A 25,012-nucleotide genomic window follows, 5' to 3' on the forward strand; every position below is an offset into this window, starting at 1 on the left:
GGCTTTTTCGTTTTCCGCCAGGTGTGCCGCGTGCGCACCGGCCCGCCTATGGTGTTGCATGCGTCCCCGAATCCAATTCCGCCGCCTGGACGGCATCGTTCTGCTCGACAAGCCGGCAGGCATGAGCTCCAACACCGCGCTGCAGGTTGCGCGTCGCCTGTTCCGTGCTGAAAAGGGCGGTCACACCGGCAGCCTTGATCCGCTGGCCACCGGCTTGCTGCCACTGTGCTTCGGCGAGGCGACCAAGATCGCCGGCCTGTTGCTGGGCTCGGCCAAGGCCTACGACGCCGAGATCCGGCTGGGCAGCACCACTGATACCGATGATGCCGACGGTACCGTGTTGCGCGAGCGGCCCGTACCCGAATTCAGCGATGTGCAGCTGCAGGCGGCCTTGGCCACCCTGACCGGCACGATCCTGCAGCGTGCGCCGATTTACTCGGCGCTGAAGCAGGGCGGCGAGCCGCTGTACGCCAAGGCCCGCCGTGGTGAGGCCATCGAGGCACCCGAGCGTGAAGTGCAGGTGCAGGCAATCGACGTGCTGGCCCGTGAAGGCGAGCGCCTGTCGCTGCGCGTGACCTGTGGCTCGGGCACCTATATCCGCAGCATCGCCCGCGACTTGGGCGAGTTGCTGGGCTGTGGCGCACATGTCACCGCGCTGCGCCGGCTATGGGTGGAGCCGTTCATGGCGCCGAAGATGATTGGCCTGGATGCGCTGCGCACGGTGGCCGAATCCGGTGACGAAATCGCGTTGCTGGACTGGCTGCTGCCGATCGAGCAGGGCTTGAGCCAGTTCGCACGGGTCGAGCTGGATGCTGCCCAGGCGGCCCGGTTCTGCCTCGGTCAGCGCCTGCGCAATCCTGTCTGGCCGGTAGGGCTGGTGGTGGTTTACGGTGAAAGTGGCCAGCCACTGGGTCTGGGCCAGGTCGAAGAAGGTGGGCGGTTGGGGCCGCAGCGCCGCTTCAATCTCTGAACGGGCAGGGACGAACAGTACCTTTAAGAGCACTCCCGCCTTGTCCCGGATGGTTGTGACCGTTACAATTTTGCGGCCCTAGAAAGGGCAACTGCCTGCTTTGGTAGGCAGCCTATTAATCGGCGAGCTGTGCGGTGCGTCATGAGACGTTCCTGCCGGCCCCGCATCTGAAGAGAAAACCCATGTCGATCGACACCCAGAAAGTAATTGAAGAAAACAAGCGCGCCGCTGCTGACACCGGCTCACCGGAAGTCCAGGTCGCCCTGCTGACCGCTCGCATTGAACTGCTGACCGGCCACTTCAAGGAGCACAAGAAGGATCACCACAGCCGCCGTGGTCTGCTGCAGATGGTCAACCGCCGCCGTAGCCTGCTCGACTACCTGAAGAAGAAGGATGTCGCACGTTACAAAGCATTGATCGAAAAGCTCGGCCTGCGCCGCTAATCGAAATCCGCCGCGGCGCAGCGATGCGCCGCGGCTTTGTTTTAAGCGCTTCAAAATCGTAGTAGACCGGCCGGAACCGCCCGGCCAGCCGTTGCCGGCATGGGCTGGCAACGGACCAATCGAAGAAAGCATTTCAAGGATCCCCCGTGGCAAAAATCACCAAAACCTTCCAGTACGGCAAACACACCGTCACGCTTGAAACCGGCGAAGTCGCCCGTCAGGCCGGCGGCGCAGTCATCGTCAAGATGGACGACACCGTGTTGCTGGTCACTGCCGTCGCCGCCAAGAGCGCGCGCGAAGGCCAGGACTTCTTCCCGCTGACCGTTGATTACCAGGAAAAGTTCTACGCCGGTGGCCGTATCCCGGGTGGCTTCTTCAAGCGTGAAGGCCGTGCGACCGAAAAAGAGACGCTGATTTCGCGCCTGATCGATCGCCCGATCCGTCCGCTGTTCCCGGAAGACTACAAGAACGAAGTGCAGATCATCGCCACGGTGATGTCGCTGAACCCGGACATCGACGGCGACATCGCCGCGCTGATCGGTGCTTCGGCTGCACTGTCGCTGGCCGGTACCCCGTTCAAGGGCCCGATTGCCGCCGCCAAGGTGGGTTACAAGGATGGCGAGTACATCCTCAACCCGACCGTGTCGGAGCTGAAGGAATCGCAGCTGGAGCTGGTGGTCGCTGGTACCGCCAATGCCGTGCTGATGGTGGAATCCGAAGCCGCGCTGCTGTCCGAAGAAGTGATGCTGGGCGCCGTGACCTTTGGCCACCGCGAGATGCAGAAGGTCATCAACGCGATCAATGAACTGACCGTTGAAGCCGGCACCAAGCCGAGCGACTGGGTTGCCCCGGCCAAGAACACTGCGCTGATCAGCGCCCTGCAGGAAGCCGTCGGCGGCAAGCTCGGCGAAGCCTTCCAGGTGCGTGACAAGCTGCAGCGTCGTGACGCCATCTCGGCGATCAAGAAGGACGTGGTTGAAACCCTGGCTGGCCGCGTTGCCGCTGAAGGTTGGAACTCGGCCGAGCTGTCGAAGGAATTCGGCGAGTTGGAATACAGCACCATGCGTAACTCGGTGCTGGACACCAAGGTCCGCATCGACGGCCGTGCGCTGGACACCGTCCGCCCGATCGCGGTGAAGACCAGCGTGCTGCCGCGTACCCACGGCTCGGCGCTGTTCACCCGTGGTGAGACCCAGGCCATTGTGACCATCACGCTGGGCACCGCACGCGACGGTCAGATCATCGACGCCGTTGCTGGTGAGTACAAAGAAAACTTCCTGTTCCATTACAACTTCCCGCCCTACTCGGTCGGTGAGTGCGGTCGTTTCGGTGCGCCGAAGCGTCGTGAAATCGGCCACGGCCGCCTGGCCAAGCGCGGCGTGCTGGCTGTGATGCCGTCGCTGGAAGCCTTCCCGTACACCATCCGTGTTGTGTCGGAAATCACTGAATCCAACGGCTCCTCGTCGATGGCTTCGGTCTGCGGCTCCTCGCTGGCCCTGATGGACGCCGGCGTGCCGGTCAAGTCGCCGGTTGCTGGTATCGCCATGGGTCTGGTCAAGGAAGGCGAGCGTTTCGTCGTCCTGTCCGACATCCTGGGTGATGAAGATCACCTGGGCGACATGGATTTCAAGGTTGCCGGTACTTCCGACGGTATCTCTGCCCTGCAGATGGATATCAAGATCGAAGGCATCACCGAAGAAATCATGAAGCAGGCACTGCAGCAGGCCAAGGCTGGCCGTCTGCACATCCTCGGTGAAATGGCTCACGGCCTGACCACCCCGCGTGCCGAGCTGTCGGACTACGCGCCGCGTCTGCTGACCATCAAGATCCACCCGGACAAGATCCGCGAAGTGATCGGCAAGGGTGGTTCCACCATCCAGGCCATCACCAAGGAAACCGGCACCCAGATCGACATCCAGGACGATGGCACCATCACCATCGCTTCGGTGAACAATGCCGCTGCACAGGCCGCCAAGGCCCGCATCGAGCAGATCACCTCGGACGTCGAGCCGGGCCGCATTTACGAAGGCAAGGTCGCGAAGATCATGGACTTCGGTGCATTCGTCACCATCCTGCCGGGCAAGGACGGTCTGGTCCACGTGTCGCAGATCTCCAGCGACCGCGTCGAGAAGGTTGGCGACGTGTTGAAGGAAGGCGATCTGGTCAAGGTCAAGGTGCTGGAAGTCGACAAGCAGGGCCGTATCCGCCTGTCGATGAAGGCCGTTGAAGAAGGCGAGGGCACCCCGGCCGAATAAGGCTGCGGTGTTGTATCGCTGAGAGAAAAGCGGGCCTTGTGCCCGCTTTTCTTTTGCCCGGAAAACAGCAGCCGATCAGTCGCGTAGTGCCGAGCCATGCTCGGCAGGGGCCTTTCCCAACAATCCATCGGTCTTGTGGGTGCGGCGTAAGCCGGGTAGCTGATAGTCGACCAGATTGCGCGTATGGCCGAAGTTTCATTGCTGCCAGCTTCGCGGCTGACGCCGCTCCCACAAGAGATTCCTGCAAGTCGTAGTGCCGGGCCATGCTCGGCAAGGGCTTTGCCGGTAACGCACAGCGGACCCATGCTCCGCTCTACAGACTTCACCCGACAACCCTGATCTGCCATCACCCGGTTCTGCCGATGGAATGCGAGCGCCCATCTGCCAGCATTTCTGAAGATGTAGGCAGGGGTGGATATGGCGGACCAATCGGGCGCTGGCATCGCGGTTCAGCGGCGGGGAAATGCCGCCCTCGTCGGAAAAGCCGTCACCATCTGTTTCCTGACCGGCATCTGTACGGCCATTCTGGCGCCCGGCTTACCTCCCGTCAGCCTGCGTTGGATGGCTCTGTTGGCCGGCGCACTGTTATGGCTGGCAACTCCGCGCTGGCGCTGGCTGGGCGCGATATTGGCCGGCTTGGGCTGGACCTGCCTGCATGCAGGCTGGGGCTTGGATCAGCAGCTGGCAGCACACAGGGAAGCGCAGGAAATCACGCTGACAGGCCTTGTAAGCAGCCTTCCGCAGCACGAGATCCGCCGCAGCCGCTTTCAACTGCGTGTGGACGCCAACACTGATGTCCCCGCAGACCTGCGCGGGCGCACCCTGCAGGTCGCCTGGTACGACGATTTCGGCGCGACAGTGCCGGGTCCGCGCCTACAGGTGCATGCGGGCGAACGTTGGCAATTGAATCTGCGTCTGCGTGCTCCACGCGGGCTGGTCAATCCTGGTGGCTTTGACGCGGAGCGACATGCTCTGGCGCAAGGTATCGCTGCCAGCGGAGTTGTGCGCAAGTCGCCCGCGCCGCAGCTGCTATCGACGGCTGCTGGCCTTGGCGCGTGGCGTGAGCGCATGGCGGCAAGAATCGCGGTGCAAGTGCCGGCCGCATCCTCGCGCTATGTTCAGGCCCTGGCGCTAGGCGATACACGCGGTCTCGGCGAAGGCGACTGGCAGGTGCTGCGCGCAACCGGCCTGACCCATCTGATAGCCATCTCGGGTTTTCATGTGGGCATGGTCGCGCTGTGCGCGGGGTGGCTGGTGGCAGGTCTATGGCGGTTGCTGCCTTGGTTTGGGCGTTACTGCCCGCGCCCGCAGGCCGTCGCTATAGGTGCGTTGCTTGGGGCAACGACGTATGCGGCAGTGGCTGGGTTCGGCTTGCCAACGGTGCGCACCGTGTTGATGGTTGCGGTGGTGGTGCTGGCGCGGCTCGGTCGCAGGCCGGTCGATGTGGCTGGTGCTCTGGCATTGGCAGCGTTGGCAGTGTTGTGGCTGGCGCCGTTGTCGGTGCTGACTGCCGGGTTCTGGCTCAGCTTCGCCGGGGTGGCGTGGCTGCTGTGGTGTCTGCCGGAGCGCGCACATTGGCTGCGCAGTTTCCTGTCCGCGCAGCGGGTGGCGACGCTTGGGCTATTGCCATTGACCGTGCTGCTGTTCGGCCAGGCCTCGGCGATCGGGCCGCTGGCCAATCTGCTGGCGATTCCGTGGTGGAGCCTGGTGGTGGTGCCGTTAGCGTTGCTGGGTACGGCGCTGGAGGCGATGAGCAGTGGTGCGGGCAGCTTGGCATGGCGTGCCTCGGCATGGTGCTTTGACCAGAGCTGGCCGTTGTTCCAAGCGTTGGGTAGCGGCCGCTATTCATTGTGGTGGTTGCCCGAGCCCGGGTGGTTCGCCTTGCCCTTGGCATTGCTGGGCGCGGTGTGGCTGTTGCTGCCGGCTGGTGTCCCGGGCAAGTGCCTGGCAGTTCTGCTGTGGTTGCCGTTATGCCTGCCATGGCGCGACAAGCCCGAGTCTGGCGAGTTCGAGCTGCTCACGCTGGATGTGGGGCAGGGTTTGGCAGTGCTGCTGCGCACTCGTCAGCACGCACTGCTGTTCGACACCGGGCCGGCGGTAGCTGACGGCTTTGATGCCGGCGAGCGGGTGGTGGTGCCCGCATTGCGTGCCTTGGGCGTGCCGCGTCTGGACCGGGTGGTGGTCAGTCATGGCGATCATGATCATGCCGGCGGACTGGCTGCGGTGCAGGACGCTCTGCCTCCTGCACAGGTGTTGATGCCGCCAGGGCTGGCCTTGGGCGCAGGCGGCGAATCTACCTGCGAGGCAGGTCAGGCGTGGCAATGGGACGGGGTGCTGTTTGAGTTTCTACACCCCACGCCGGGTTTTCCCTATCTGGGCAATGAGTCCAGTTGCGTGCTGCGTGTCCAAGGCACTTATGGAGCGGCCTTGTTGACCGGCGACATCGGCGAGGTGATCGAGCAGCGCCTGCTCAAGCACATCCCGGCAAAGCTGCGTGCTGATGTTGTGCTGGTTGGTCACCATGGCAGCGGAGGGTCGTCCAGCCATCGTTTTGTCGCGGCAACCGATGCGCGGCTGGCGCTGATCTCCAGTGGCCATGGCAATCGCTTCGGCCACCCGCGGTTTGACGTGGTGGCGCGTTGGCAGCGTTCCGGGGCCGAGGTGCTGACCACGGCCGGGAGCGGGGCGCTGCAGGTCTGGCTGGGCAGGGAGGGTTTACAGTTGCGTGAGCGCAGAATCTGGCGTTCACGGCTATGGGACGCCGCTGAGCGGGTGCGGGCGGCTGCTATCCTATCTGACATCAAATACGCGGCCACGGCGCCGGAGGGTTGAAACGTGTGGGAATTGGTCAAAGCCGGCGGATGGCCGATGGTGCCGTTGCTGTTGTTGGGCGTGCTGGCGTTGGCGATCGTCCTGGAGCGTTTCTGGAGCCTGCGCCGTAACGAGGTGCTGCCACCGGGTCTGGGCCAGGAGGTCCGCAACTGGGCTGCGCGCGGCAAGCTGGATGCCTCGCATATTGATTCCCTGCGCGCCAACTCGCCGTTGGGTGCATTGCTGGCGGCCGCGCTTGAGGCGCGCAATCGTCCGCGTGACCAGATCCGTGAGCGTATCGAAGACACTGGCCGCCATCTGGTGCACCGGATGGGCCGTTTCCTCAATGCCCTAGGCACCATCGCCTCGGCTGGCCCGTTGCTGGGTTTGTTGGGTACGGTGGTCGGCATGATCCAGATGTTTCTGGGCATTCTCGATCACGGTGTCGGCGACGTCGGTCAGCTCGCTGGCGGTATCGGCAAGGCGCTGGTGTGTACCGCAACCGGCATGATGGTGGCGATCCCGGCCTTGATGTTCCATCGTTACTTCCGTGGCCTGATCGATGGCTATGTGATCGAGATGGAGCAGGAAGCCAGTGCGTTGCTGGATGCACTTGATGGCCGGCCGGCGGTGATGGCTGCCAGCAAGGCCGCCGCGCCGCGTCCAGCGGCAACCGAGAAGGCCTGAGCCCATGCGGATTGGTAGCAATAGCACTCAGGATGAGCCGCATATCGATCTGGTGCCATTGATCGATGTGATCCTGGTGCTGATCATCTTCTTTGTGGTCACCACCACCTTTGATGCGCGCTCGACGTTGCAGGTGCAGTTGCCCACGGCCAGCGACCAGAAGACCAGCTCGCCGCAGAGCTCGCTGAGCGTGTTGGTCAATGCCGACGGTCGTTACTTCGTCAACGATCAGGAAGTGCTGCGCACCGACATCGAATCGCTGAAGCAGATCATCGCGCAGTTGGCCGGTACCGATCGCGAGCAGACAGTATTGCTGCGCGCTGATGCACGCACGCCCTATCAGGCTGTGGTCACAGCGCAGGATGCCTTGGGTCAACTCGGCTTTCGCCGGATTGCGATCGCAACCGCACCGGAGGCCAAGCAATGAGTGATAACGAATCGGCCTGGAAGATATACAAGCGCTTGTTGAGCTTCGCCAAGCCCTATCGGCCGCTGTTATTGATGGCAGGCCTGGGCATGTTGATCGAGGCCGGTGCAGGCAGTGGCTTCCTGATCCTGATGAGCCCGATCACCAACAGTCTGGTTAACCCGAAGGACATCAATCAGTGGATGCCGTTGGCCGTCATTGGCTTGTTCCTGCTGCGTGGTGTGGCCGGTTATCTGACCGACATGGGCATGGGCAAGGCTGCACGCAGCATCGCCCGTGATTTCCGGGTGCTGGTGTTGGGCAAGTACCTGCGGCTGCCGGGGCAGCGTTTTGACTCTGAGCCAGTACCATCGATGTTGGTACGGCTGGGCTCGGACAGCGACCAGGTGGCACAGGCTGCGATTGATGCGATGAAGGTGGTGCTGCAGCAATCACTGCAGGCACTGGGTTCGCTGGCAGTGATGCTGTACTACAGCTGGCAGGTGACGCTAGCGATCTTCGTGCTGGCACCGCCACTGGCCTGGGTGATGAACATCGTGGCCAAGCGCTACCGGCGTATCAGTCACCGCATCCAGGAGAGCGGTGCGGATCTGTTGCAGTCAGCCGACCAGGCGCTGTCCAGCCATCAGGAAGTGAAGATCTACGGTGCGCAGCCGGCCGAGTTGGATCGCTATACCGGGTTGGCAAATACCAATCTGCGGTTGGCGATGAAGGTTGAGGCTACGCGCAGCATTTCTTCCAGCATGGTGCAGTTGATCGGTGCAGTCGGTCTGGCTGCGCTGCTGCTTATCGCTGGTCACGAAGCAGCTGCCGGGCGGCTGACAGTGGGTGATTTCGTCGGTCTGTTGATGGCGATGCTGGCGATCATTCCCGCACTGAAGCAGCTGACCAACGTGCAGAACATGACCCAGCGCGGCATTGCCTCGGCACAGCGTCTGTTCGTCGTGCTGGATGCCGAAGATGAAGTCGACAGCGGCAATGTTCCGCTGCAACGCGCCAAGGGCCTGTTGGAGTTCCGTCATGTCACTGCCCGTTATGTGGGGCAGACCAAGCCGGCGCTGGAAGACGTCAGCTTCATCGCCAAGCCTGGCACGGTAACCGCCATCGTTGGACGTTCCGGCAGTGGCAAGTCGACCCTGATCAAGTTGATCCCGCGCTTCTATGAAATTGAAGCCGGTCAGATCCTGCTCGACGGTCACCCGTTGCAGGATTACAAGCTGGCCGATCTTCGTCGGCAGATTGCCTTGGTTGGCCAGCAGGTCACTTTGTTCAACGGCAGCATCGCTCAGAACGTCGCCTATGGTGAGTTGCAGGAGCGCGACGCCGAGGCGCTGCAGCGGGCGATCGAAGGCGCAAATGCCAGTGAGTTCGTCGAGCAGCTGCCGCAGGGCGTGGATGCGCCGGTTGGGGCAAAGGGCGGTCGCCTGTCCGGTGGCCAGCGTCAGCGCCTGGCGATTGCGCGCGCAATGCTCAAGGACGCGCCGATCCTGATCCTGGATGAAGCCACCGCTGCGTTGGACAACGAATCCGAGCGGCTGGTGCAGGACGCGCTGCAGAAGTTGATGCCAGACCGCACCACGCTGGTCATTGCCCATCGCCTGTCTACCATCGAGCACGCCGACCAGGTGTTGGTGATGGACCAGGGGCGCATTGTTGAGCGCGGTACCCATGCCGAATTGCTGGCAATGGGCGGTTTGTATGAACACCTGCATAGCATGCAGTTCCGCGATAGGCAGGAATGATGGCCAAGCAAGGACCGCAAACGCCGGCCTACTGGTATGGCGATGCGCCGGTGCCACTGCTGGCGCGACTGGTTGCACCGTTGTATGGCGCGGTAACCGGTCTGCGCCGCAGCCTGTACCGACGCGGCTGGCTGCGCGCCCGGCAGGTGGCGCTGCCGGTGATCGTGGTCGGAAATATCACTGCCGGCGGTACCGGCAAGACCCCGCTGACCATCGAACTGGTCAACCGCCTGCGTGAAGCGGGTTGGAAGCCCGGTGTTGCCAGTCGCGGTTACGGTCGCGATGAGGCCGATACGGCGCGTTGGGTCACCGCTGATATGGACGTGCGCCTGGGCGGCGATGAGCCGGTGCTGATTGCCTGGAAGACCGGTGTGCCGGTGCGGGTGGACAAGGACCGGGTCGCGGCGGCCAAGGCTTTGCTTGATGCCGGCTGCGACGTGGTGGTCTGCGATGACGGCCTGCAGCATTACCGCTTGGCGCGCGATATCGAAATCGAAGTGGTGGACGCTGTGCGCCGCTATGGCAACGGTCGGCTGCTGCCGGCCGGGCCATTGCGCGAGCCGGTCTCGCGCGCCGCGTATTGCGACTTCCGTGTGGTAAATCTAGGACAGACCAGCGATGCATCCACCCAGGCGGAAGACGCTGGTTTTGGCGAGTGGGCGATGCGACTGTCGATCGATTCGGCGCGGCCGCTGAAGGGCGGTCGCGACAAGCCCTTGAAGGCATTTGCGGGGCTGCGCGTACACGCGGTGGCCGGCATCGCCAATCCGCAGCGGTTTTTCCAGATGCTGCGCAGCCGCGATATCGGCGTGGTGCCGCATGCCTTTGCCGACCATCATCGCTATACGGCGGAAGATCTTTCCTTCGGCAGCGAGTTGCCGGTATTGATGACCGAAAAAGACGCAGTCAAATGCCAGGGCTTCGCCACGGCGTGGCACTACGCGGTGCCGTTGCAGGCCGAGTTGCCGGCGGCATTCTGGGTGGCCTTACTGGACCGCTTGGGTAAGCTTTCCCGCGGCTGAGACAGGCCGTTGTTGCGCATGCTGGAAGGAGTTGAGATGAGCGTTGTTCCCGAATTCGTGGTGGCCATTCCGGCCCGTTATGCCTCCACCCGTTTGCCGGGCAAACCCTTGGCGCTTATCGCCGGGGAGCCGATGGTGCTGCACGTGGCGCGCCGTGCGCTTGCCGCTGGTGCCCGCGAAGTATGGGTGGCAACCGACGATGCACGTATCGCGCAGGCGGTAGCGGGGCTGCCCGGTATCCATGTGGCGATGACCGACCCCACGCATGCCTCCGGTACCGATCGCCTGGCCGAATGCGCGCGCCGGGCCGGTTGGGCTGACGATGTGATCGTGGTGAACCTGCAGGGCGACGAGCCGTTCGCTCCGGCCGCAGGCATCCAAGCGGTCGCTACGATTCTTGCCGACAGCGGTGCACCGATGTCGACGCTGGCAACGCTGGTCGAGGATGCCCCGACCTTGTTTGATCCCAATGTGGTCAAGCTGGTACGGACTGCGCAGGGTGATGCCCTGTACTTCAGCCGCGCGCCGATTCCGTGGCACCGCGATGGCTTCGCTACCAGTCGCGATGTGCTGCCGGCGGGGCAGTGGCTGCGGCATATCGGTATCTACGGCTACCGCGCCGGTTTCCTGCAGCAGTTTGCGGCCATGCCGCCCGGCAATCTGGAGCGGATTGAATCGCTTGAGCAGCTGCGGGTGCTGGAGGCTGGTTTCCGCATTGCGGTGGGCTTGTCACCGGCGCCGTTTCCACCGGGAATCGACACCCCGGAAGACCTGCACCGCGCCGAGGCGCAGATGAAGGCGGCGCAATGAAGCTGCTGGTGGTCTGCCTGGGCAATATCTGCCGCTCGCCGATGGGCGAAGGGGCTTTGCGTGCGCGGATCGCCGAGGCAGGGCTGGGTAGTTGGGTTCAGGTCGATTCGGCTGGCACTTCGGGCCATTGGCATGCCGGGCGCGGCCCGGATCCACGTGCCGTTGCCTGCGCCCGCCAGCACGGCGTGGACATCTCCGCTCAACGTGCCCGTCAGTTGCTGGCCGAGGATTTCGAGGAATACGACCTGATCCTGTGCGCGGATGGCGACAATCTGCGTGATGCCCGGGAGCTGGCGCCGACCGGTTTTGAAGCGCGAGCGGTGTTGTGGCTGCGGTGGGCGGGCATTGACGGGGCCGATGTGGTGCCGGACCCCTATTACGGTGACATGGCAGATTTCGAGCACAGCTGGGCACTGCTCGATACTGCGGCCCAGGCCACAGTGCGCCGCCTGTCGCGGCGCGATGACTCCGGCATAATCCCAGCATGAACGAAACCCGCGTAACCGAACTGCCCACGTCTGGCATCTGGCTGAACGCAGCGCCTGCGACCCTGCAGGACATGCGCGGCCGCCCGCTGGTACTGGCCTTCGTAAACGGCGCCTCGGTGTGGTGCATGCAACGGCTGGCCGAGGTCATGCGCTGGCAGGCACGCAACCCTGGCAAGGTACAGCTGCTGGTGGTGCAGGTGCCGCGCTTCGAGTTCGAGCGCGAGCCGCAACATGCGCTGAAATTGCTGCGTCGGCAGGGCATCAGCGCGCCCGTCGTGCTGGACGCGCAGTGGGATGCCTGGCGCCGGTTTGACGTGCAGTCCTGGCCAACCCTGCTGATGCTCGATGCCTATGGGCAGGAACAGGAGCGCTTGGTCGGCGCGACCGGTGATCTGGAGCGGGCCTTGAACAGTCTGGGTGAAGGCGTGGTGCGTCCGCTGGACGACGACGCCTACGGCGTCCGCGAGATCAACGCCGAGCCGCGCCTGCCGCTGCTGTTCCCGGCCGGTCTGGTAGCTACGGCAGATCGCCTGTATGTGGCCGACACCGGTCATCACCGGATTCTTGAGTGCAACCATGATGGCCGTGTGCTGCGCCAGTTCGGTCTGGGCAGCGCCGATCTGATCAATGGCGGTACCGGCGAGGCAGCCTTCAATCGTCCGCAGGGCTTGGCGCTGGTGCGCGAGATCCTGTATGTGGCCGATACCGGCAACCATGCCTTGCGCAGCATCAATCTGATCAGCGGGCAGGTGGACACTTTGTGTGGCAACGGCCGTGCCGGTGATCCGCGTGCCGGCGTGCTTGCCCAGCCCTGGGACAGCCCGCTCAATCACCCGGCAGCGGTGGCGGTGGCGGACAACCAGGTCCATATCGCGATGGCCGGTGACAATCACATCTGGAGCTATGACCTGGGCACGCGCGAGCTGCGCTGGCGTGCCGGTGCCGGCGCTGTGGAAGTGCGCGATGGCAGTGGCCATCTGGCCGCATTCGCGCAGCCCTGCAGTCTGGTTGCGGTCCAGCAGACGCTGTATGTCTGCGATGCGCTGGGCTCGGCGATCCGTTCGGTACAGCTGCGTGGCGACCTGGTGCAGACGCTGGTCGGGCAGGGGCCGTGGGAGTCGGGCAATGTTGATGGCCCGCGCCTGCGTGCACGTCTGCAGTACCCGTTGGCCCTGGCAATGGGGCCGGATTCACCGCTGTTGTGGATTGCCGATGCCGGCAATGGTTCGCTGCGCACCCTGCGTCTGGGTGGTGGTGACCTGTCTACGGTCAATCTGCCGCGTCGTCTGCATGGTCCGGCCGCGTTGGCAGTGGCTGCAGGCGCGATCTGGATTGCCGAAGCCGACGCACACGCCGTGCTGCGTTTTGATCCACTCAGCGGCGAACTGAGTGAAGTGCCGATTGAAGGATGACCGACGTAGTTGCCAATGAATTCGATGGCAAGGCCTTCGCTGCGGCACTGAGCACCGCACCAGGTGTGTACCGGATGTACGCTGCCGATGACACCTTGCTGTACGTGGGCAAGGCCGGCGCGCTGCGCAAGCGCGTAGGCAGCTATTTCAACGGCTCGCCGAAGAGCCGGCGCATCATGATGATGCTGTCGCAGGTGGCGCGGATGGATGTCACCGTTACTCGCACCGAGGCTGAAGCGCTGCTGCTGGAAAACCAGCTGATCAAGTCGCTGAACCCGCGCTACAACGTCTCGCTGCGTGACGACAAAACCTACCCGCAGGTGTTGCTGACCCGTGAGCAATGGCCGCGGATTGCCTTGCATCGCGGTCCACGTGCATTGCCCGGGCGTTACTACGGACCGTATCCCGGCGTTGGCGCGGTACGCGAAACGCTGAACCTGATGCACAAGCTGTTCAAGCTGCGCAGCTGCGAAGACAGCGTATTTCGCAACCGCTCGCGGCCCTGCCTGCAGTACCAGATCGGCCGTTGCAGCGCGCCCTGCGTGGAGCTGGTGCCACAGGCCGAATACGACGAATCGGTGCGGCGCGCGGCGATGTTCCTGGAAGGCAAAAGCGATCAGCTTGCCGAGGAGTTGATGCAAGCGATGCAGCAGGCCAGCGATGCACTGGAGTTCGAGCGTGCCGCGCGGCTGCGTGATCTGGTGGCGTCACTGCGCAGCATGCAGAACCGGCAATACGTGGATGGGCGTGCTGCCGACCTGGACGTGCTGGCCTGCGCAACCCAGGGCGCCAGCGCCTGCGTGATGCTGCTGGCGTTCCGCGATGGCCGCAACCTGGGTACGCGCGCGTTCTTCCCGCGTACCAATGGCGAAGACAGTGCCGAGGAAGTGTTGGCAGCGTTTGTCTCGCAGTATTACGTCGAACATGAGCCGCCGGCTGAAGTGTTGTTGGATCGGCAGATTCCGGATGCGGAGATGATCGAAGCCGCGCTCAGTGCCTCGGCCGAGCGCAAGGTGGCGCTGAAGTGGAACGTGCGCGGTGAACGCGCCGGCTACGTGGAACTGGCCAGCCGCAATGCGCAGATCACCCTTGTCGCCGAGATGGACAGCGCTGGTGCGCAGCAGGCGCGCAGCGAAGCGGTACGGCAGATGCTGGGTCTGGCCGAGCCGGTCAAGCGCGTGGAGTGCTTCGATATCAGTCACACCATGGGTGAGGCCACGGTGGCCTCGTGCGTGGTGTTTGATGCTGCCGGCCCGGTGCGCGCGCAGTACCGGCGCTACAACATCAGTGGCATCGAGCCGGGCGACGATTACGCAGCCATGCGTCAGGCCATCGACCGCCGCTTCCGCCGTGCGGTGGAAGAGGGCGGGGTGTTGCCGGATGTATTGCTGATCGACGGTGGCGCCGGACAGTTGGCGCAGGCACAGGCGGCGCTGGCTGACCTCGGCGTGGAAGGGGTGATGCTGGTAGGAGTGGCCAAAGGCGTGGAGCGCCGCGCCGGCCACGAAGCGCTGGTGCTGCCTGATGGTCGCGAGCTGCGCCCCGGCGCGGCGTCACCGGCCCTGCAGTTCATCCAGCAGGTGCGTGACGAGGCCCATCGCTTTGCCATTACCGGCCATCGCGGGCGTCGCCAGAAGGCGCGCATGACCAGCAAACTCGAAGATATTCCCGGTATCGGCCCGCGCCGGCGCGCCAGCCTGCTCAAGCATTTCGGCGGGATTGCCGGTTTGAAGGCGGCAGGTGAGGCTGAAATCGCCCGCGTGGAAGGCATCAATGATGCCCTCGCTGCGCGTATCTACGCTAACCTTCATGGTCTGTCGGTACCCGATCCGGCGGCGGAGTAAGTTTGTAATGAAATTGACCATCCCCACCTGGCTGACATTGCTGCGGATCATGATGATCCCGGTGCTGGTGCTGGTGTTCTACTTGCCCTATGCCTGGACCAACTTCGCCTCGGCGGCGATTTTCGGCCTGGCGGCGATCACCGATTGGCTGGACGGCTGGGTGGCGCGCAAGTACGAGCAGCATTCGGCGTTCGGGGCATTCCTGGACCCGGTGGCGGACAAGTTGATGGTGGCGGTGGCCTTGTTCCTGATCGTGCAGGGGCATCCGACGCCGTGGATGGCGTTCTGGGCGGCGGTGATCGTGGGCCGTGAAATCGCAGTATCGGCGTTGCGCGAGTGGATGGCCGAGATCGGCCAGCGCGCCAAGGTGCGGGTGGCGATGATCGGCAAGGTCAAGACCACCGCGCAGATGGTGGCGTTGCTGTGCCTGTTGTACTCGGTGTCGCCCAATACCTCGTACAAAACCATCTGGATGGGTGAACCGGTTTTCCATATTGGTGACTGGATGTTGGCCATCGCGGCTTTGCTGACTCTGGTGTCTGCGCTGCAGTACCTGCGTGCGGCTTGGCCGAGCCTGCGTGAAGATGAAAAAGCTGCGCGCAATGGTGCGGTTAAAAAGTGAACAGGCTGTTGACACTGTGGCCAATGCATGTAGAATTTCGCCTCCCAAGCGGGAATAGCTCAGTTGGTAGAGCGCAACCTTGCCAAGGTTGAGGTCGCGAGTTCGAGTCTCGTTTCCCGCTCCAGTTTCAAACATCTTTCCACGCGGTTTATGGGTAGATGAGTAAATAGATGTAGCAAGCCTGCGGGAATAGCTCAGTTGGTAGAGCGCAACCTTGCCAAGGTTGAGGTCGCGAGTTCGAGTCTCGTTTCCCGCTCCAGTCTTGCGATACATCTTCGAATGCTGGTTGCTTGTTTTTCAGGCGCCGCATTCAATCCGCGGGAATAGCTCAGTTGGTAGAGCGCAACCTTGCCAAGGTTGAGGTCGCGAGTTCGAGTCTCGTTTCCCGCTCCAGATAATGACCTGCAGATTCCATGTGAAATCTGCAGGTGAGAAAAGGCCCCTGACGGGGCCTTTTTTATTGTCTGCAATTTGCCTTCAGCCAGCTGTTGCCGGCAACGGCAGCAGTGGCGATGCGAAGGATCGCTCAGCGCGCGCCGTGCGGGAGCGGTTCGGTGGTTGGGGAGTTGGCAGCCGCACTCCATGCACGCAGCCCGATCACGGCAAGACCGAGGAAGAATACGTACAGCGCCGCAGTCACGTGCAGTGACTTGAACATATAGGCGCCCACGTAGACCACATCGACCACGATCCACAGCCACCAGGTGGCGGTGTGGCGGCGTGCCTGCCACCACTGTGCGACCAGGCTCAATCCGGTCAGCATCGCGTCCAGCCACGGCAGCGATGCGTCGGTGAAGCTGTGCATGCCGGCACCAAGGGCGATGCCGCCGAGCAGGCCGATGCCCAGATCACGCAGCATCTTGCTGCGTGACAGGGGCACGATGCGCACGCTGCCTTCGTCGGCGGCGTGGCGGCGCCAGTTGACCCAGCCGTAAACCAGGAAAACGGCGAAGGCGAGCTGCAGCAGCGTGTCCGAGTACAACTTGGCTTCGGCGAACACCAGTGCGTACAGCGCCACCGACAACAGGCCGACCGGCCAGGCGACCATCCGCCGTTGTGCCATCAGCCAGACGCCGAGGATGCTGCATAGCGCGGCCGACCATTCGAGCGTTGCGCCGCTCACAGTGCGATGCTCACCGATACGCGTGCCTGCCGCGGTGCGCCCGGGAACAGGTAGTAATCGCCCATGCTGCTGCCGGTATCGCGCCAGTAGAAGCGATTGAAGAGATTGTCCACCGACAGGTTCCAGTTCACTGCGTGGCCTTGCAATTGATGCTGGAAGCCCAGGCCGGCATCGAACACGTTGTAACTCGGTGCGCGAACTGCACCATCAGCACGCGCGGTATTGGCCGAGGCGTAGCGCCAGCCGCCGGTCAGGTCCAGCCCTTCAACGAAGGGCAGCGCATAGCTCAGATGCACGCTGGTGCGCAGCTTGGGCACGTTGACCAGTTGGTGACCTTCGTAACTCGGCGTGCCGGTGTCGCGCGCACGCGCCCGCAATACGCTGGCGCTGGCGGTGATCTGCAGTGCATCGGTGAGCTGGCCGTTTGCGGTCAGCTCCAAGCCGACGTGGGCCTGCTTGCCTTGCTCGACGAAGGTGTAGCCGACATCACTGCCGTCGGGCTTTGCGTACTGGTACGGCTGGGTGGTGCGGAACAGTGCAGCGCCCAGGGTCAGTTGCTCGCTGCTGGCGTACTTCACGCCGACTTCGAGCTGGCGCGATTGCACTGCCGGCAGGAAGGTATCGGCATTGGCAGTCCAGAACGGTGCTTCCTGGCCGAGCGAGATGCCTTCGACATAGCTGGCGTAGGCATTGATGCTGTCGCTGGCCTTCCACATCACCGCGGTCTGCGGCAGGAAGCGCGATAGACGGCTGCGACGTTCTGGGTTGCCACGCTTGTCGTAGGCGCGCTCGTCCAGGCGCACGTAGCGGCCGCCGGCCAGCCACTGCCAGTCTTCATTGAGCTGGATGCGATCCAGTGCGAATACCGCGGTCTGGCGGCTGTCCAGGCGACGTGCGGACGCGCCCGGCATCAGCGGCGAGGGCTCGAATACCGGCAGCTGCTTGTCATGGATGTTGACCGTGCCTACGTACTCGTTGACGTTGCGGCGCTTGTCGACGGTGCGACGGAACCGGTCAGCACCGATGGTCAGCTGATGCCCGATGCTGCCGGTGTCGAAGCTGCCGCGCAGCTCGGCGCGCAGTTCCTGGTTGCGACGGGTGTCGTCCGGGCTGCGGTAGTCGTAGATGTCGTAATCGCCGTTAGGCGCGAAGTAATTGCCGGGCACGCTGCCATCGGCGCATTGCGCGGCGTAGTAGCAGCCATAGGCGAAGGCGACGTTGTCGTCGATCACCGTGCGGCTGTGGCTGACGGCAATGCGCGATTGCCAATTGGCGTTGAAATCGTAGGTGTGCAGTGCGGTGATGTTGGTGCTGGCGATGCCTACCGGCTTCTGCCACGGCTGATAGCCGAGCAACTGCTCACGGTCCACGCCGGTCGGCAGTTCACGTCCGCCCAGCAGCTGGTAGCCGGAGGCCGAGCGCTGCGCGCTGGTCTGGTAGTTGGCGTCGACTTCGAGCTTGCCGCGCTCGCCGATCAGCCAGTCGGTCGCCAGTGAATAGAAATTGCGGCGGCCATCGGCATGTTCGATATAGGAAGCGCTGTCGTCCCACGCTGCGTTGAAGCGCAGGCCGATGCGCGGGGTCAGCCAATGGCCGACGTCGATGGCGGCGTAGCGCGAGCCTTCGTTGTCGGTGCCCAGGGTGACGGTGCGTACTTCGGCCGGCCGCTTGCCGACGTAGTTGATGATGCCGCCCGGCGCCATTACGCCGGCCGCCAGACCTGCTTCACCCTTGAGCACTTCAACGGCTTGCAGATTTTCCAGCGCCAGCCGCTGTTCACCGGCAATCGACATGCCGTTGAAGCGGTAGCCGGTGGCGGTGTCCAGCGCGAAGCCGCGGATGGCGACGTTCTGGTAATAGCCGACCGGGGCGTAGGCGTCGCCCAATGAGGCGTCATTGCTGGCCAGCTCGGACAGCGAACGCACCTGTTGGTGGTCAAGGAAGTCGCGGTCCAGCACGTTCATCGATGCCGGCGTGCTTTTCCAGTCGCCGCTGCCAAAGCTGTTGGCGCGGGAATTGTCTGCTTCCGGCTGACGGGCCTGTACGCGTACGGCGGCCAGTTCGGTCGGGGAGTGTTCGGCAGCAGCATCAAGGCCGGTGTCGCTGGCGTACAGCGGCAGGGCGGCGCTCAGGGCGAGAGACAACAGCGTGGGGCGCAGGCAGCGGTTCATTCGATTCGTCTTCAGGCAACAAGGGAGACGAAGCGAAGGCGCGCATGCGCAGCGCCAATGACGGCGCGACGGCTGCTGCTCAAAGCTCCCTACGCCGGTGCAAACCGGATCAGGTTCCAAGGGACTCTCTCAGCCTGGCAAATCCAGGCACCCCCGCTTCAGGGCGCCATTTCACTACAAATGCGAATGATTTGCGAGTCGGGCCGCTTCAGGCAGCGGCGTGCAGCGACTGCAGCAAGGCCTGGCCGGGGGCGCTGGCGAACCATTCGGGGTGGCCCAGCATGAACGGCCGCCAGGCCACATCGGCATTCGCGGTGGAGCCGGTGATGCCTTCGAAATATTCGACTTCAGACAGTGCAAAGTCGAAATGCACCATTGGCAGCAGGTCGGCCAGCAGGTGTACCCGCTCAGCCGACAAGGGCGCTACCTCGCGGTAGCCTTCGAGCAAGGCCAATGCGATCTCGACACGTACCGCCTCGGCGCCGCGTTCCAGTTCCAGCCAGGCGATGGCATTGCGCTCGATCGCCGTGGCCAGGTCGAACAGGGCGCTGGTGGGGGAGGCCAGGCCGAAGTCGAGCACGCTGCTGACTTCCATCGCATTCTCACCATGGCCCCACAGCAGGTTGGAGACATGCCAGTCGTTGTGTGCCCAGAGCCGAGGTTCGGCCTGTAGGCGTGCTGCCAGGCCGATGTGCCAAGACATGACGCTGTGCTGCAGTTGTTGCTCCCAAGGAATGCGCGACAAGTAGCAGGCCAGACCGGGTCGGTTGCAGAGATCGGCTTTGAGGGCCGCGATCGGGTCTTCCGCACGGATCAGCTCATCACGTGCGACCAGTAGGTGGGTGCTGCGCTGGGGCGCGTCATAGCTGGAGGAGGCGCGGTGCAGGGTGGCCAGCATGCGGCCGGCAGCGCGCGCGCGTTCGACTTCGGTCAGCAGCGTCCACGATGGGGCATCCCGGTACAGGTCCTGTCCATCGGCCACGGCGTGCAGCTCGTAGGTCCAGTCGCCATGTTCGATGGCGGTCTGGTCATCGTGGCCATGCAGGAGCTGGGTAACCGGCACCCCTGCCTTGGCGAGGTGGGTGATGAAGTGATGCTCTTCCTGCAGGCAAGCAGCGCTACGGACCAGTCGATGGTGCCGTTTGACGAAAACCTTGCTGTGCGAGCCCTGAACAATAGCTGCGGCCGACATCGGTCGCGGACTGTGCCAAAGCAGGGTGCTGCCAGCGTCCAGCTGCGGGTAGTAATGGCACAACCAGGCAAGCTCGGTCGCATTGATGGCGGGCCAGTCGGCGGCCACCTCATCATTGTTCAGGCCTTGCACACGGTGTGATTGCTGGGTCATCGGAACAGGCTAGGACAGGTGATACGAGGGAGGCGCGATGGTACGCCAGCCCCGCCAAGGCTGCTGAATGTAGTGCCGAGCCATGCTCGGCAGGGGCCTTCCCGGTGTAGTGCCGAGCCATGCTCGGCAAGGGGGCCTTCCCGGTGTAGTGCCGAGCCATGCTCGGCAAGGGCCTTCCCGGTAAAGCCCCAGCCAAGCATGGCTCGGTTCTACAGGGGTTGCAGATCCAGCGCAGACAGTCAAACAACCCATGTGAAAGGAATTGTTAAAAAGCGCTGGCGTGCCCCTGCCGAAGTCTGTATCATTCGCCCCACACCGCGGGAATAGCTCAGTTGGTAGAGCGCAACCTTGCCAAGGTTGAGGTCGCGAGTTCGAGTCTCGTTTCCCGCTCCAAATCGGAAAGGGCCCCCGCAGCGGGGTCTTTTCATGTCGAGGCGGTGTAGTGCTTCGGCGGTGCAATTGTTTGGCCTGGTAGCAGAGTGGTTATGCAGCGGATTGCAAATCCGCGTACGCCGGTTCGATTCCGACCCAGGCCTCCAAGTAGTAAGCAAAAAGCCCTGAGAAATCAGGGCTTTTTTGTTTTTCGTAATTTCTGGGCCTTTCGCGAAATATCCGCATTCCGGGGCGAGATGTCCCGTTTGCGACTCGTTTTCGCGTGGCAAACTCACGTCAGCATACCTAAAGTGCCTGTACGCGAGTTTGCTGGAAGGTCATGGCGACAAAACGAAAGCGGGGGGACTCCTAGCACTACATCGTGGGCGGGGTAGGGCTGCTTCCCAAGCCGATCTACCTCAGTTTTGGGGTGGAGAAGGAGGGGGATGAGTACGTTGCAAGGTTGGAAGCGTTGCTCGATCGGGGAGTGGTGCCGGAGGAGTTCGTAGCGCCAAAGACCGATCCCAAGCGCCTCCGCGGTCGCGTGTCGGAGTGCTGCAGTAAACAGGCCATCTCCGTCGATGATGCCAAGCTGCTGCCGGTTGTGTTGTCGCGACTTCTGATAGAAATGGCCATGGCCGACCTCACGTTCTGTTGGGTAACCGAATGGGTCGCCTCGATGAAGCGTGCCCACACTCTGTCGCCATCAACATTTCGGCACCAGGTCGGTGTCCAGTCCCGCGCGCTGGACTGGCTCGCGGCCCAAGGCGAGCTCCCGACAAACCCATTGCGTTTGCTTCCCCGGGGCTACTCGGCCTACACGGCCGATGGCGCCGCTGTACGGGCCTGATCCGAGCCGCGCGGACATAGTTCGCGTGTTTCACGGGATAACCTGATTGGCACTGGAGGAGCGCAATCGCCGGTCGCGCAGTTTTATCGACGCCCGGACTCTTTGGGGGATCACCGACTGCATCGCGCAGTTCGAGCGGGATCCAGGCGAGCAGACTCGTCGCAATCTGGGCGCGTTGAAGGCGCGCGCTGCCCTGGCCCGCGAGCAGCTATTTCCGGAGAGGCTGGAAGAGCGCATGCCGCAGATTGCTGCCGTAGCGATGGGCTACATGAAAGATGAGCGCTTGAGCAATCGCGAGCGAGCCGCGGCCATGGGGGTCAGCGAGTCTGCGTATCGCCAAGGTTGGTCAGGTGTTGTCGATTGGCTGCTGACCCGGATTGTAGAGGCGGAGCAAGATGCGGCGCGGGTGTTCAGCCGGTCGTTGCGTGAGGAAGGGTCGGCAGGTTTAGTTTTGATCTAAAGAGCGCAGGCCTGCAGACCTGCCCCGGCGTGCGGGAGGGGGGGAATGGGTGGCACAGTTCGCTATTGGTTCGGGACCCATTAGTATGAGCGGCCAGATCATTGTCACTTGTCCAGGGGGGGAAGAGGTGATTAAGTTAAGGTTGATGGCGCTTTGCGTCTTAGGGACTACTCCGGCTGCTGGATTCGCAAATGACCTATTTGCGGTTACTCCGTCGGGGAGTACCGAAATGTTCTTCTCAGGAAAGGCCGCGGAAGTAGCCGGGAAGATATCCGGGCGTTGCATGGATTTGCGATGGACAGTCGTATCATCCAACGAAACAACGGTTGTCTGCGACTCACCCTTGAGCACCGGGCAGTCAATTATGGGCCAACTGCTACTGGGCAACAGCTACTCGACGCCGCCCAAGCGATTCTTTCGTTTCAACATTAGCGAGAACGCCGGGATTTCGAGGGTGCAGGCTGCCGGATGGATGGAGACGCAAATGGCGTTCGGTCAGATCCAGCGGGTCGATTTTTCGGGGGCCGATTTCCACAACGGCATCATGGGCTTCATGGGGGCCGCCGGCGGGAAATTCCCGGTGGGGACAACGTTTCCGAATCATGTAGTCATGGGGGTTGACGTCGAAGCCACGCAACAAGGCCGCTACGGAGCTATGCGAATCACTGGGGTACGGCCAGACTCAGCCGCGATGCGAGCCGGGATCGTTGTCGGAGATGTAGTGACTCGAGTCGCAGGCCGCAGGTTCAAAAATGACGACGAATACCTGGCTGCCACAGAGAAGGCGGCCAGTTCCGCAACATATCCCGTCGAGCTTACGAGGAATGGAGCGACAATAAGCCTCACGTTGGATCGTGAGTTTCGCCCGGCTTATGTGGAAGAGGTGCTTGCAGAGGCAGAGCCCCGGAACACTCCATCAACAAGTACACCGTCGTCGTCAGTGGCGGATGAGTTAGCTAAACTACTGAAGCTGAAAGAGCAGGGAGTGCTGACGCAGGAAGAGTTTGATTCTCAGAAGGTAAAGCTTCTAACGCAATGACCTCTTCTTGGCGAATGCGCAGGTGATGCCTGTGCATTTTTGCCTTGCAGTCCTACTGGCGGCCTCCCAAATCTTGAGCCGATCTAGGGTAGAAAAATCGGCGTGTTTGGGGCTGTCCGAAATGCGTCGCCGAACTGCGCTGGCGCGGCATTTCCCAGGGACGAATGCGGACGGAAATGATTGTAGTCGGTTCTCCAGCTTTCGATCTTCTGGCGGGCGTCGTCAAGGGGCAGGAACCAGTGCACGTTCAGACATTCGTCGCGGAATGAACCATTGAAAGATTCGACGAAGGCGTTAACGGTCGGCTTGCCAGGGCGCGAAAAATCGATCGTAACGCCGTGATCGTATGCCTATTTGTCCAGAGCGATGCTGATGAATTCAGGCCCATTATTCGCCTGAACCCGGCGCGGTGAAACGCGTTCCTGCCGCAGGTGTTCCAGCGTTTCGACAACATCTTCGCTGCGTAGGCTCTGCCCCATGACAATGGCCAGGCATTCGCGGCTGAAGTTGTCGACCACGGTCAGCGATCGAAAACGGCGTCCATCGAACAGCGCATCGCTAACGAAATCCATGCTCCAGCTCTGGTTGGGAGCGGTGAGTACGGGTCGATCCAATCGATCCGCAGCGGCCCTGCGCCGCCGCGGTCGCTTTGAGCGCAGATTCAGCCCTGCCAGCTTGTACAGCCGATGCACGCGCTTGCTATTGATCGGCCAGCCTTCACGACGCAGCAGGATGTGGATGCGCTGGTAGCCGTAACGCACCCGCGTCTGGGCTATCTCCATGATGCGCCGCGTCAATGGCGCCCCCAGAATTTTGCGCACTGGTTTGTACGTCAACCCGGAAAGGGCCTGGCGCATCACGCCACATGCCCGCCGGCTGTCAGTTGCCGATGCGCGCCGCGATTTCATTTTCAAGGTGCGCAAATGCACGCCACTCGATTGCCTGCAGCTGTGTGCGTTGGGCAGGTGGCAGCGCGCCAATCAGCATCGCTGCGCCGAAGTCGCTCAGTACTGCCTCGCCGGTGGCAGGGTTCCACAGGATGTTATGGGCATACAGGTCGCCATGCAGCACGCCCTGCGCATGCAGGTGGGTGAGCGCCGCGCGGACGCAGCCCAGCAGGCGTTCGGCGATGGCGGGCGAAAAGCGCGCATCCGCTGCATAGACATCGCGCGTGCAGCTGGCAAGGCTGGGCGGGCCGGCAAGGTTGACGTATTGTGAGGAAAGCAAGGGCATCGCCACTGCCAATCGCCCTTGAGGGTGCCCTTCAACTACAGCCAGTGGCGTGAGCAGGTTCGGGTGCCCGGCTGCGACCAGCCCTGCAGCCAGCTCTGACTGCGGCGTCCCATCGCTGGTAAATGCCGCCTTGAATACTTTGACGGCAATCGTTTCGTTGCTGTGTTTGCGTGTGGCGCGATGGATGTGCCCACTCGCCCCTTCACCCAGCAGCTCGCCAATCTCCAAGTCGTCGTGGTGGATGGCATGGTGATGCGCATCCGCCAATGCGGTGTGTTCGGCATCCGCAGTCAGCGGATTGCCGGCCAATGCCGGCCAGGCCAGATTCGGCAAGGTAAGCAATGTCGCTGGAATTTCACTGAAGTGATTGCTGGCAATCCGCAGCAGCTCCAGTGCCTTGCAGTCACTGAGGTCGGGCAGGGCAGTGAGCTGGTTGCAGGAAAGCATCAGCTTCTGCAGTCGTGGCCGCTGGCCAAGCGCCGCTGGCAACTCACGAAGCCGGTTGTCGGTCAGGATCAACCAGCGCAGCCGTGCAGGCAGGCTGTGTGCGGATACCTGCGTAATCGCGCAGGCCTTGAAGCCGACCATCTCGAGCTGCTCGCACTCGCCAAGTGCAACAGGCAATTGCGTAAACGGGTTGTTGGAGCAGAACAGGATGCGCAGCTTGTGCAGCTGCCGCAGGTCATCAGGCAGCGAGGTGAGTTGGTTGCCGGAGAGATCCAACACTTCCAGCGTCTCGGCCAACGTGAACAGCGCCTGCGGGAATTCGGTCAGGCCGAGATTGACCAGTCGAACAGATTGGGCACCGCTGAGTGCGCCGCTTTTCAGATCTTCAAGGGTATGCATGCATGGCTAGTGTAGCGACACCCGGTACGAGACTTTTGTA

19 protein-coding genes, 5 tRNA genes, 2 pseudogenes and 1 riboswitch are annotated in these 25,012 nt (G+C 62.7%); of the genes and pseudogenes, 21 read left to right on the forward strand and 5 right to left on the reverse strand.

Going from position 1 to position 25,012, the window contains the following annotated elements:
- The first annotated feature begins 58 nt into the window (after positions 1-58).
- The 16 genes and pseudogenes from truB (at position 59) to ACVOLR_RS10245 (ending at position 15,926) form a co-directional block, all read left to right on the forward strand.
- Entirely contained in the window at positions 59-970 is a 912-nt protein-coding gene (truB, locus tag ACVOLR_RS10170) for a tRNA pseudouridine(55) synthase TruB (RefSeq protein WP_481536313.1), read from the forward strand.
- 182 nt (positions 971-1,152) lie between these two features.
- Positions 1,153-1,413 (forward strand): 30S ribosomal protein S15, encoded by a 261-nt coding sequence (gene rpsO / locus ACVOLR_RS10175; protein WP_481536314.1) that lies wholly within the window; start codon positions 1,153-1,155, stop codon positions 1,411-1,413.
- Between the two features lie 146 nt (positions 1,414-1,559).
- Entirely contained in the window at positions 1,560-3,668 is a 2,109-nt protein-coding gene (gene pnp, locus ACVOLR_RS10180; protein WP_481536315.1) for a polyribonucleotide nucleotidyltransferase, read from the forward strand.
- A 417-nt stretch (positions 3,669-4,085) separates the two neighbouring features.
- Positions 4,086-6,610 (forward strand): annotated as a pseudogene (locus tag ACVOLR_RS10185) (DNA internalization-related competence protein ComEC/Rec2).
- Entirely contained in the window at positions 6,504-7,166 is a 663-nt protein-coding gene (locus tag ACVOLR_RS10190; protein ID WP_282270584.1) for a MotA/TolQ/ExbB proton channel family protein, read from the forward strand. The pseudogene ACVOLR_RS10185 and the gene ACVOLR_RS10190 overlap by 107 nt, the downstream one beginning before the upstream one ends.
- A gap of 4 nt (positions 7,167-7,170) precedes the next feature.
- On the forward strand, positions 7,171-7,593 hold the full coding sequence (locus tag ACVOLR_RS10195; protein ID WP_481536316.1) for an ExbD/TolR family protein: 423 nt from the start codon (positions 7,171-7,173) through the stop codon (positions 7,591-7,593).
- On the forward strand, positions 7,590-9,335 hold the full coding sequence (gene msbA / locus ACVOLR_RS10200; RefSeq protein WP_481536317.1) for a lipid A export permease/ATP-binding protein MsbA: 1,746 nt from the start codon (positions 7,590-7,592) through the stop codon (positions 9,333-9,335). Before ACVOLR_RS10195 ends, msbA begins: the two co-directional genes overlap by 4 nt.
- Positions 9,335-10,357 carry a tetraacyldisaccharide 4'-kinase gene (gene lpxK / locus ACVOLR_RS10205; protein WP_481536318.1) on the forward strand — a complete coding sequence of 341 codons (1,023 nt, stop codon included), beginning with the start codon at positions 9,335-9,337 and terminating at the stop codon, positions 10,355-10,357. Before msbA ends, lpxK begins: the two co-directional genes overlap by 1 nt.
- Positions 10,358-10,393: 36 nt before the next feature.
- Positions 10,394-11,167 carry a 3-deoxy-manno-octulosonate cytidylyltransferase gene (gene kdsB / locus ACVOLR_RS10210; protein ID WP_481536319.1) on the forward strand — a complete coding sequence of 258 codons (774 nt, stop codon included), beginning with the start codon at positions 10,394-10,396 and terminating at the stop codon, positions 11,165-11,167.
- The gene (locus ACVOLR_RS10215; RefSeq protein WP_481536320.1) at positions 11,164-11,655 is read left to right on the forward strand and encodes a low molecular weight protein-tyrosine-phosphatase; all 492 of its coding nucleotides are present in this window, start codon (positions 11,164-11,166) and stop codon (positions 11,653-11,655) included. The genes kdsB and ACVOLR_RS10215 overlap by 4 nt, the downstream gene beginning before the upstream one ends.
- The gene (locus tag ACVOLR_RS10220) at positions 11,652-13,067 is read left to right on the forward strand and encodes a hypothetical protein (RefSeq protein WP_481536321.1); all 1,416 of its coding nucleotides are present in this window, start codon (positions 11,652-11,654) and stop codon (positions 13,065-13,067) included. Before ACVOLR_RS10215 ends, ACVOLR_RS10220 begins: the two co-directional genes overlap by 4 nt.
- The gene (uvrC, locus tag ACVOLR_RS10225) at positions 13,064-14,911 is read left to right on the forward strand and encodes an excinuclease ABC subunit UvrC (RefSeq protein WP_481536322.1); all 1,848 of its coding nucleotides are present in this window, start codon (positions 13,064-13,066) and stop codon (positions 14,909-14,911) included. The genes ACVOLR_RS10220 and uvrC overlap by 4 nt, the downstream gene beginning before the upstream one ends.
- A gap of 7 nt (positions 14,912-14,918) precedes the next feature.
- Positions 14,919-15,533, forward strand: a complete 615-nt coding sequence (gene pgsA, locus ACVOLR_RS10230; protein ID WP_481532043.1) for a CDP-diacylglycerol--glycerol-3-phosphate 3-phosphatidyltransferase — start codon at positions 14,919-14,921, stop codon at positions 15,531-15,533.
- A 48-nt stretch (positions 15,534-15,581) separates the two neighbouring features.
- Positions 15,582-15,657: transfer RNA gene (locus ACVOLR_RS10235), tRNA-Gly, on the forward strand.
- A gap of 59 nt (positions 15,658-15,716) precedes the next feature.
- Positions 15,717-15,792, forward strand: a tRNA-Gly gene (locus ACVOLR_RS10240).
- 58 nt (positions 15,793-15,850) lie between these two features.
- Positions 15,851-15,926, forward strand: a tRNA-Gly gene (locus ACVOLR_RS10245).
- A 133-nt stretch (positions 15,927-16,059) separates the two neighbouring features.
- Here the strand turns inward: ACVOLR_RS10245 and pnuC are convergent.
- The 3 genes from pnuC to ACVOLR_RS10260 all read right to left on the reverse strand — a co-directional run bounded on the left by pnuC (position 16,060) and on the right by ACVOLR_RS10260 (position 20,172).
- The gene (gene pnuC, locus ACVOLR_RS10250) at positions 16,060-16,656 is read right to left on the reverse strand and encodes a nicotinamide riboside transporter PnuC (RefSeq protein WP_481536323.1); all 597 of its coding nucleotides are present in this window, start codon (positions 16,654-16,656) and stop codon (positions 16,060-16,062) included.
- On the reverse strand, positions 16,653-18,827 hold the full coding sequence (locus ACVOLR_RS10255) for a TonB-dependent siderophore receptor (protein ID WP_481536324.1): 2,175 nt from the start codon (positions 18,825-18,827) through the stop codon (positions 16,653-16,655). Before ACVOLR_RS10255 ends, pnuC begins: the two co-directional genes overlap by 4 nt.
- A 69-nt stretch (positions 18,828-18,896) precedes the next feature.
- A riboswitch (TPP riboswitch) is annotated at positions 18,897-18,992 on the reverse strand.
- A gap of 43 nt (positions 18,993-19,035) precedes the next feature.
- Complete coding sequence (locus tag ACVOLR_RS10260) at positions 19,036-20,172, reverse strand: phosphotransferase enzyme family protein (protein WP_481536325.1); 1,137 nt, start codon at positions 20,170-20,172, stop codon at positions 19,036-19,038.
- Between the two features lie 317 nt (positions 20,173-20,489).
- Between ACVOLR_RS10260 and ACVOLR_RS10265 the strand changes: the two genes are divergently transcribed.
- The 5 genes from ACVOLR_RS10265 (at position 20,490) to ACVOLR_RS10285 (ending at position 22,893) form a co-directional block, all read left to right on the forward strand.
- A tRNA-Gly gene (locus tag ACVOLR_RS10265) sits at positions 20,490-20,565 on the forward strand.
- 72 nt (positions 20,566-20,637) lie between these two features.
- Positions 20,638-20,711 (forward strand) — tRNA-Cys (locus ACVOLR_RS10270).
- A 215-nt stretch (positions 20,712-20,926) separates the two neighbouring features.
- Complete coding sequence (locus tag ACVOLR_RS10275) at positions 20,927-21,394, forward strand: hypothetical protein (protein WP_481536326.1); 468 nt, start codon at positions 20,927-20,929, stop codon at positions 21,392-21,394.
- Between the two features lie 46 nt (positions 21,395-21,440).
- A complete protein-coding gene (locus ACVOLR_RS10280) occupies positions 21,441-21,854 on the forward strand; it encodes a hypothetical protein (RefSeq protein WP_481536327.1) in 414 nt (137 codons plus the stop codon).
- Between the two features lie 364 nt (positions 21,855-22,218).
- A complete protein-coding gene (locus tag ACVOLR_RS10285; protein WP_481536328.1) occupies positions 22,219-22,893 on the forward strand; it encodes a PDZ domain-containing protein in 675 nt (224 codons plus the stop codon).
- Positions 22,894-22,976: 83 nt separating this feature from the next.
- On the opposite strand, the pseudogene ACVOLR_RS10290 reads toward ACVOLR_RS10285, so the two are convergent.
- Together ACVOLR_RS10290 and ACVOLR_RS10295 are read right to left on the reverse strand one after the other, a co-directional pair.
- A pseudogene (locus ACVOLR_RS10290) lies at positions 22,977-23,768 on the reverse strand (IS3 family transposase); the annotation flags it as partial.
- 4 nt (positions 23,769-23,772) lie between these two features.
- On the reverse strand, positions 23,773-24,972 hold the full coding sequence (locus ACVOLR_RS10295) for a leucine-rich repeat-containing protein kinase family protein (protein WP_481536329.1): 1,200 nt from the start codon (positions 24,970-24,972) through the stop codon (positions 23,773-23,775).
- Between the last annotated feature and the right edge of the window lie 40 nt (positions 24,973-25,012).

Source organism: Stenotrophomonas sp. STEN030 (genome assembly GCF_056759995.1).

Bases quoted from the DNA above. Each gene is read 5' to 3' on its own strand.
- truB (WP_481536313.1), top strand. From the start codon at position 59: ATGCGTCCCCGAATCCAATTCCGCCGCCTGGACGGCATCGTTCTGCTC.
- rpsO (WP_481536314.1), top strand. From the start codon at position 1,153: ATGTCGATCGACACCCAGAAAGTAATTGAAGAAAACAAGCGCGCCGCT.
- ACVOLR_RS10195 (WP_481536316.1), top strand. From the start codon at position 7,171: ATGCGGATTGGTAGCAATAGCACTCAGGATGAGCCGCATATCGATCTG.
- msbA (WP_481536317.1), top strand. From the start codon at position 7,590: ATGAGTGATAACGAATCGGCCTGGAAGATATACAAGCGCTTGTTGAGC.
- lpxK (WP_481536318.1), top strand. From the start codon at position 9,335: ATGGCCAAGCAAGGACCGCAAACGCCGGCCTACTGGTATGGCGATGCG.
- kdsB (WP_481536319.1), top strand. From the start codon at position 10,394: ATGAGCGTTGTTCCCGAATTCGTGGTGGCCATTCCGGCCCGTTATGCC.
- ACVOLR_RS10215 (WP_481536320.1), top strand. From the start codon at position 11,164: ATGAAGCTGCTGGTGGTCTGCCTGGGCAATATCTGCCGCTCGCCGATG.
- ACVOLR_RS10220 (WP_481536321.1), top strand. From the start codon at position 11,652: ATGAACGAAACCCGCGTAACCGAACTGCCCACGTCTGGCATCTGGCTG.
- uvrC (WP_481536322.1), top strand. From the start codon at position 13,064: ATGACCGACGTAGTTGCCAATGAATTCGATGGCAAGGCCTTCGCTGCG.
- pgsA (WP_481532043.1), top strand. From the start codon at position 14,919: ATGAAATTGACCATCCCCACCTGGCTGACATTGCTGCGGATCATGATG.
- ACVOLR_RS10255 (WP_481536324.1), bottom strand. From the start codon at position 18,827: ATGAACCGCTGCCTGCGCCCCACGCTGTTGTCTCTCGCCCTGAGCGCC.
- ACVOLR_RS10260 (WP_481536325.1), bottom strand. From the start codon at position 20,172: ATGACCCAGCAATCACACCGTGTGCAAGGCCTGAACAATGATGAGGTG.
- ACVOLR_RS10285 (WP_481536328.1), top strand. From the start codon at position 22,219: ATGGGCCAACTGCTACTGGGCAACAGCTACTCGACGCCGCCCAAGCGA.
- ACVOLR_RS10295 (WP_481536329.1), bottom strand. From the start codon at position 24,972: ATGCATACCCTTGAAGATCTGAAAAGCGGCGCACTCAGCGGTGCCCAA.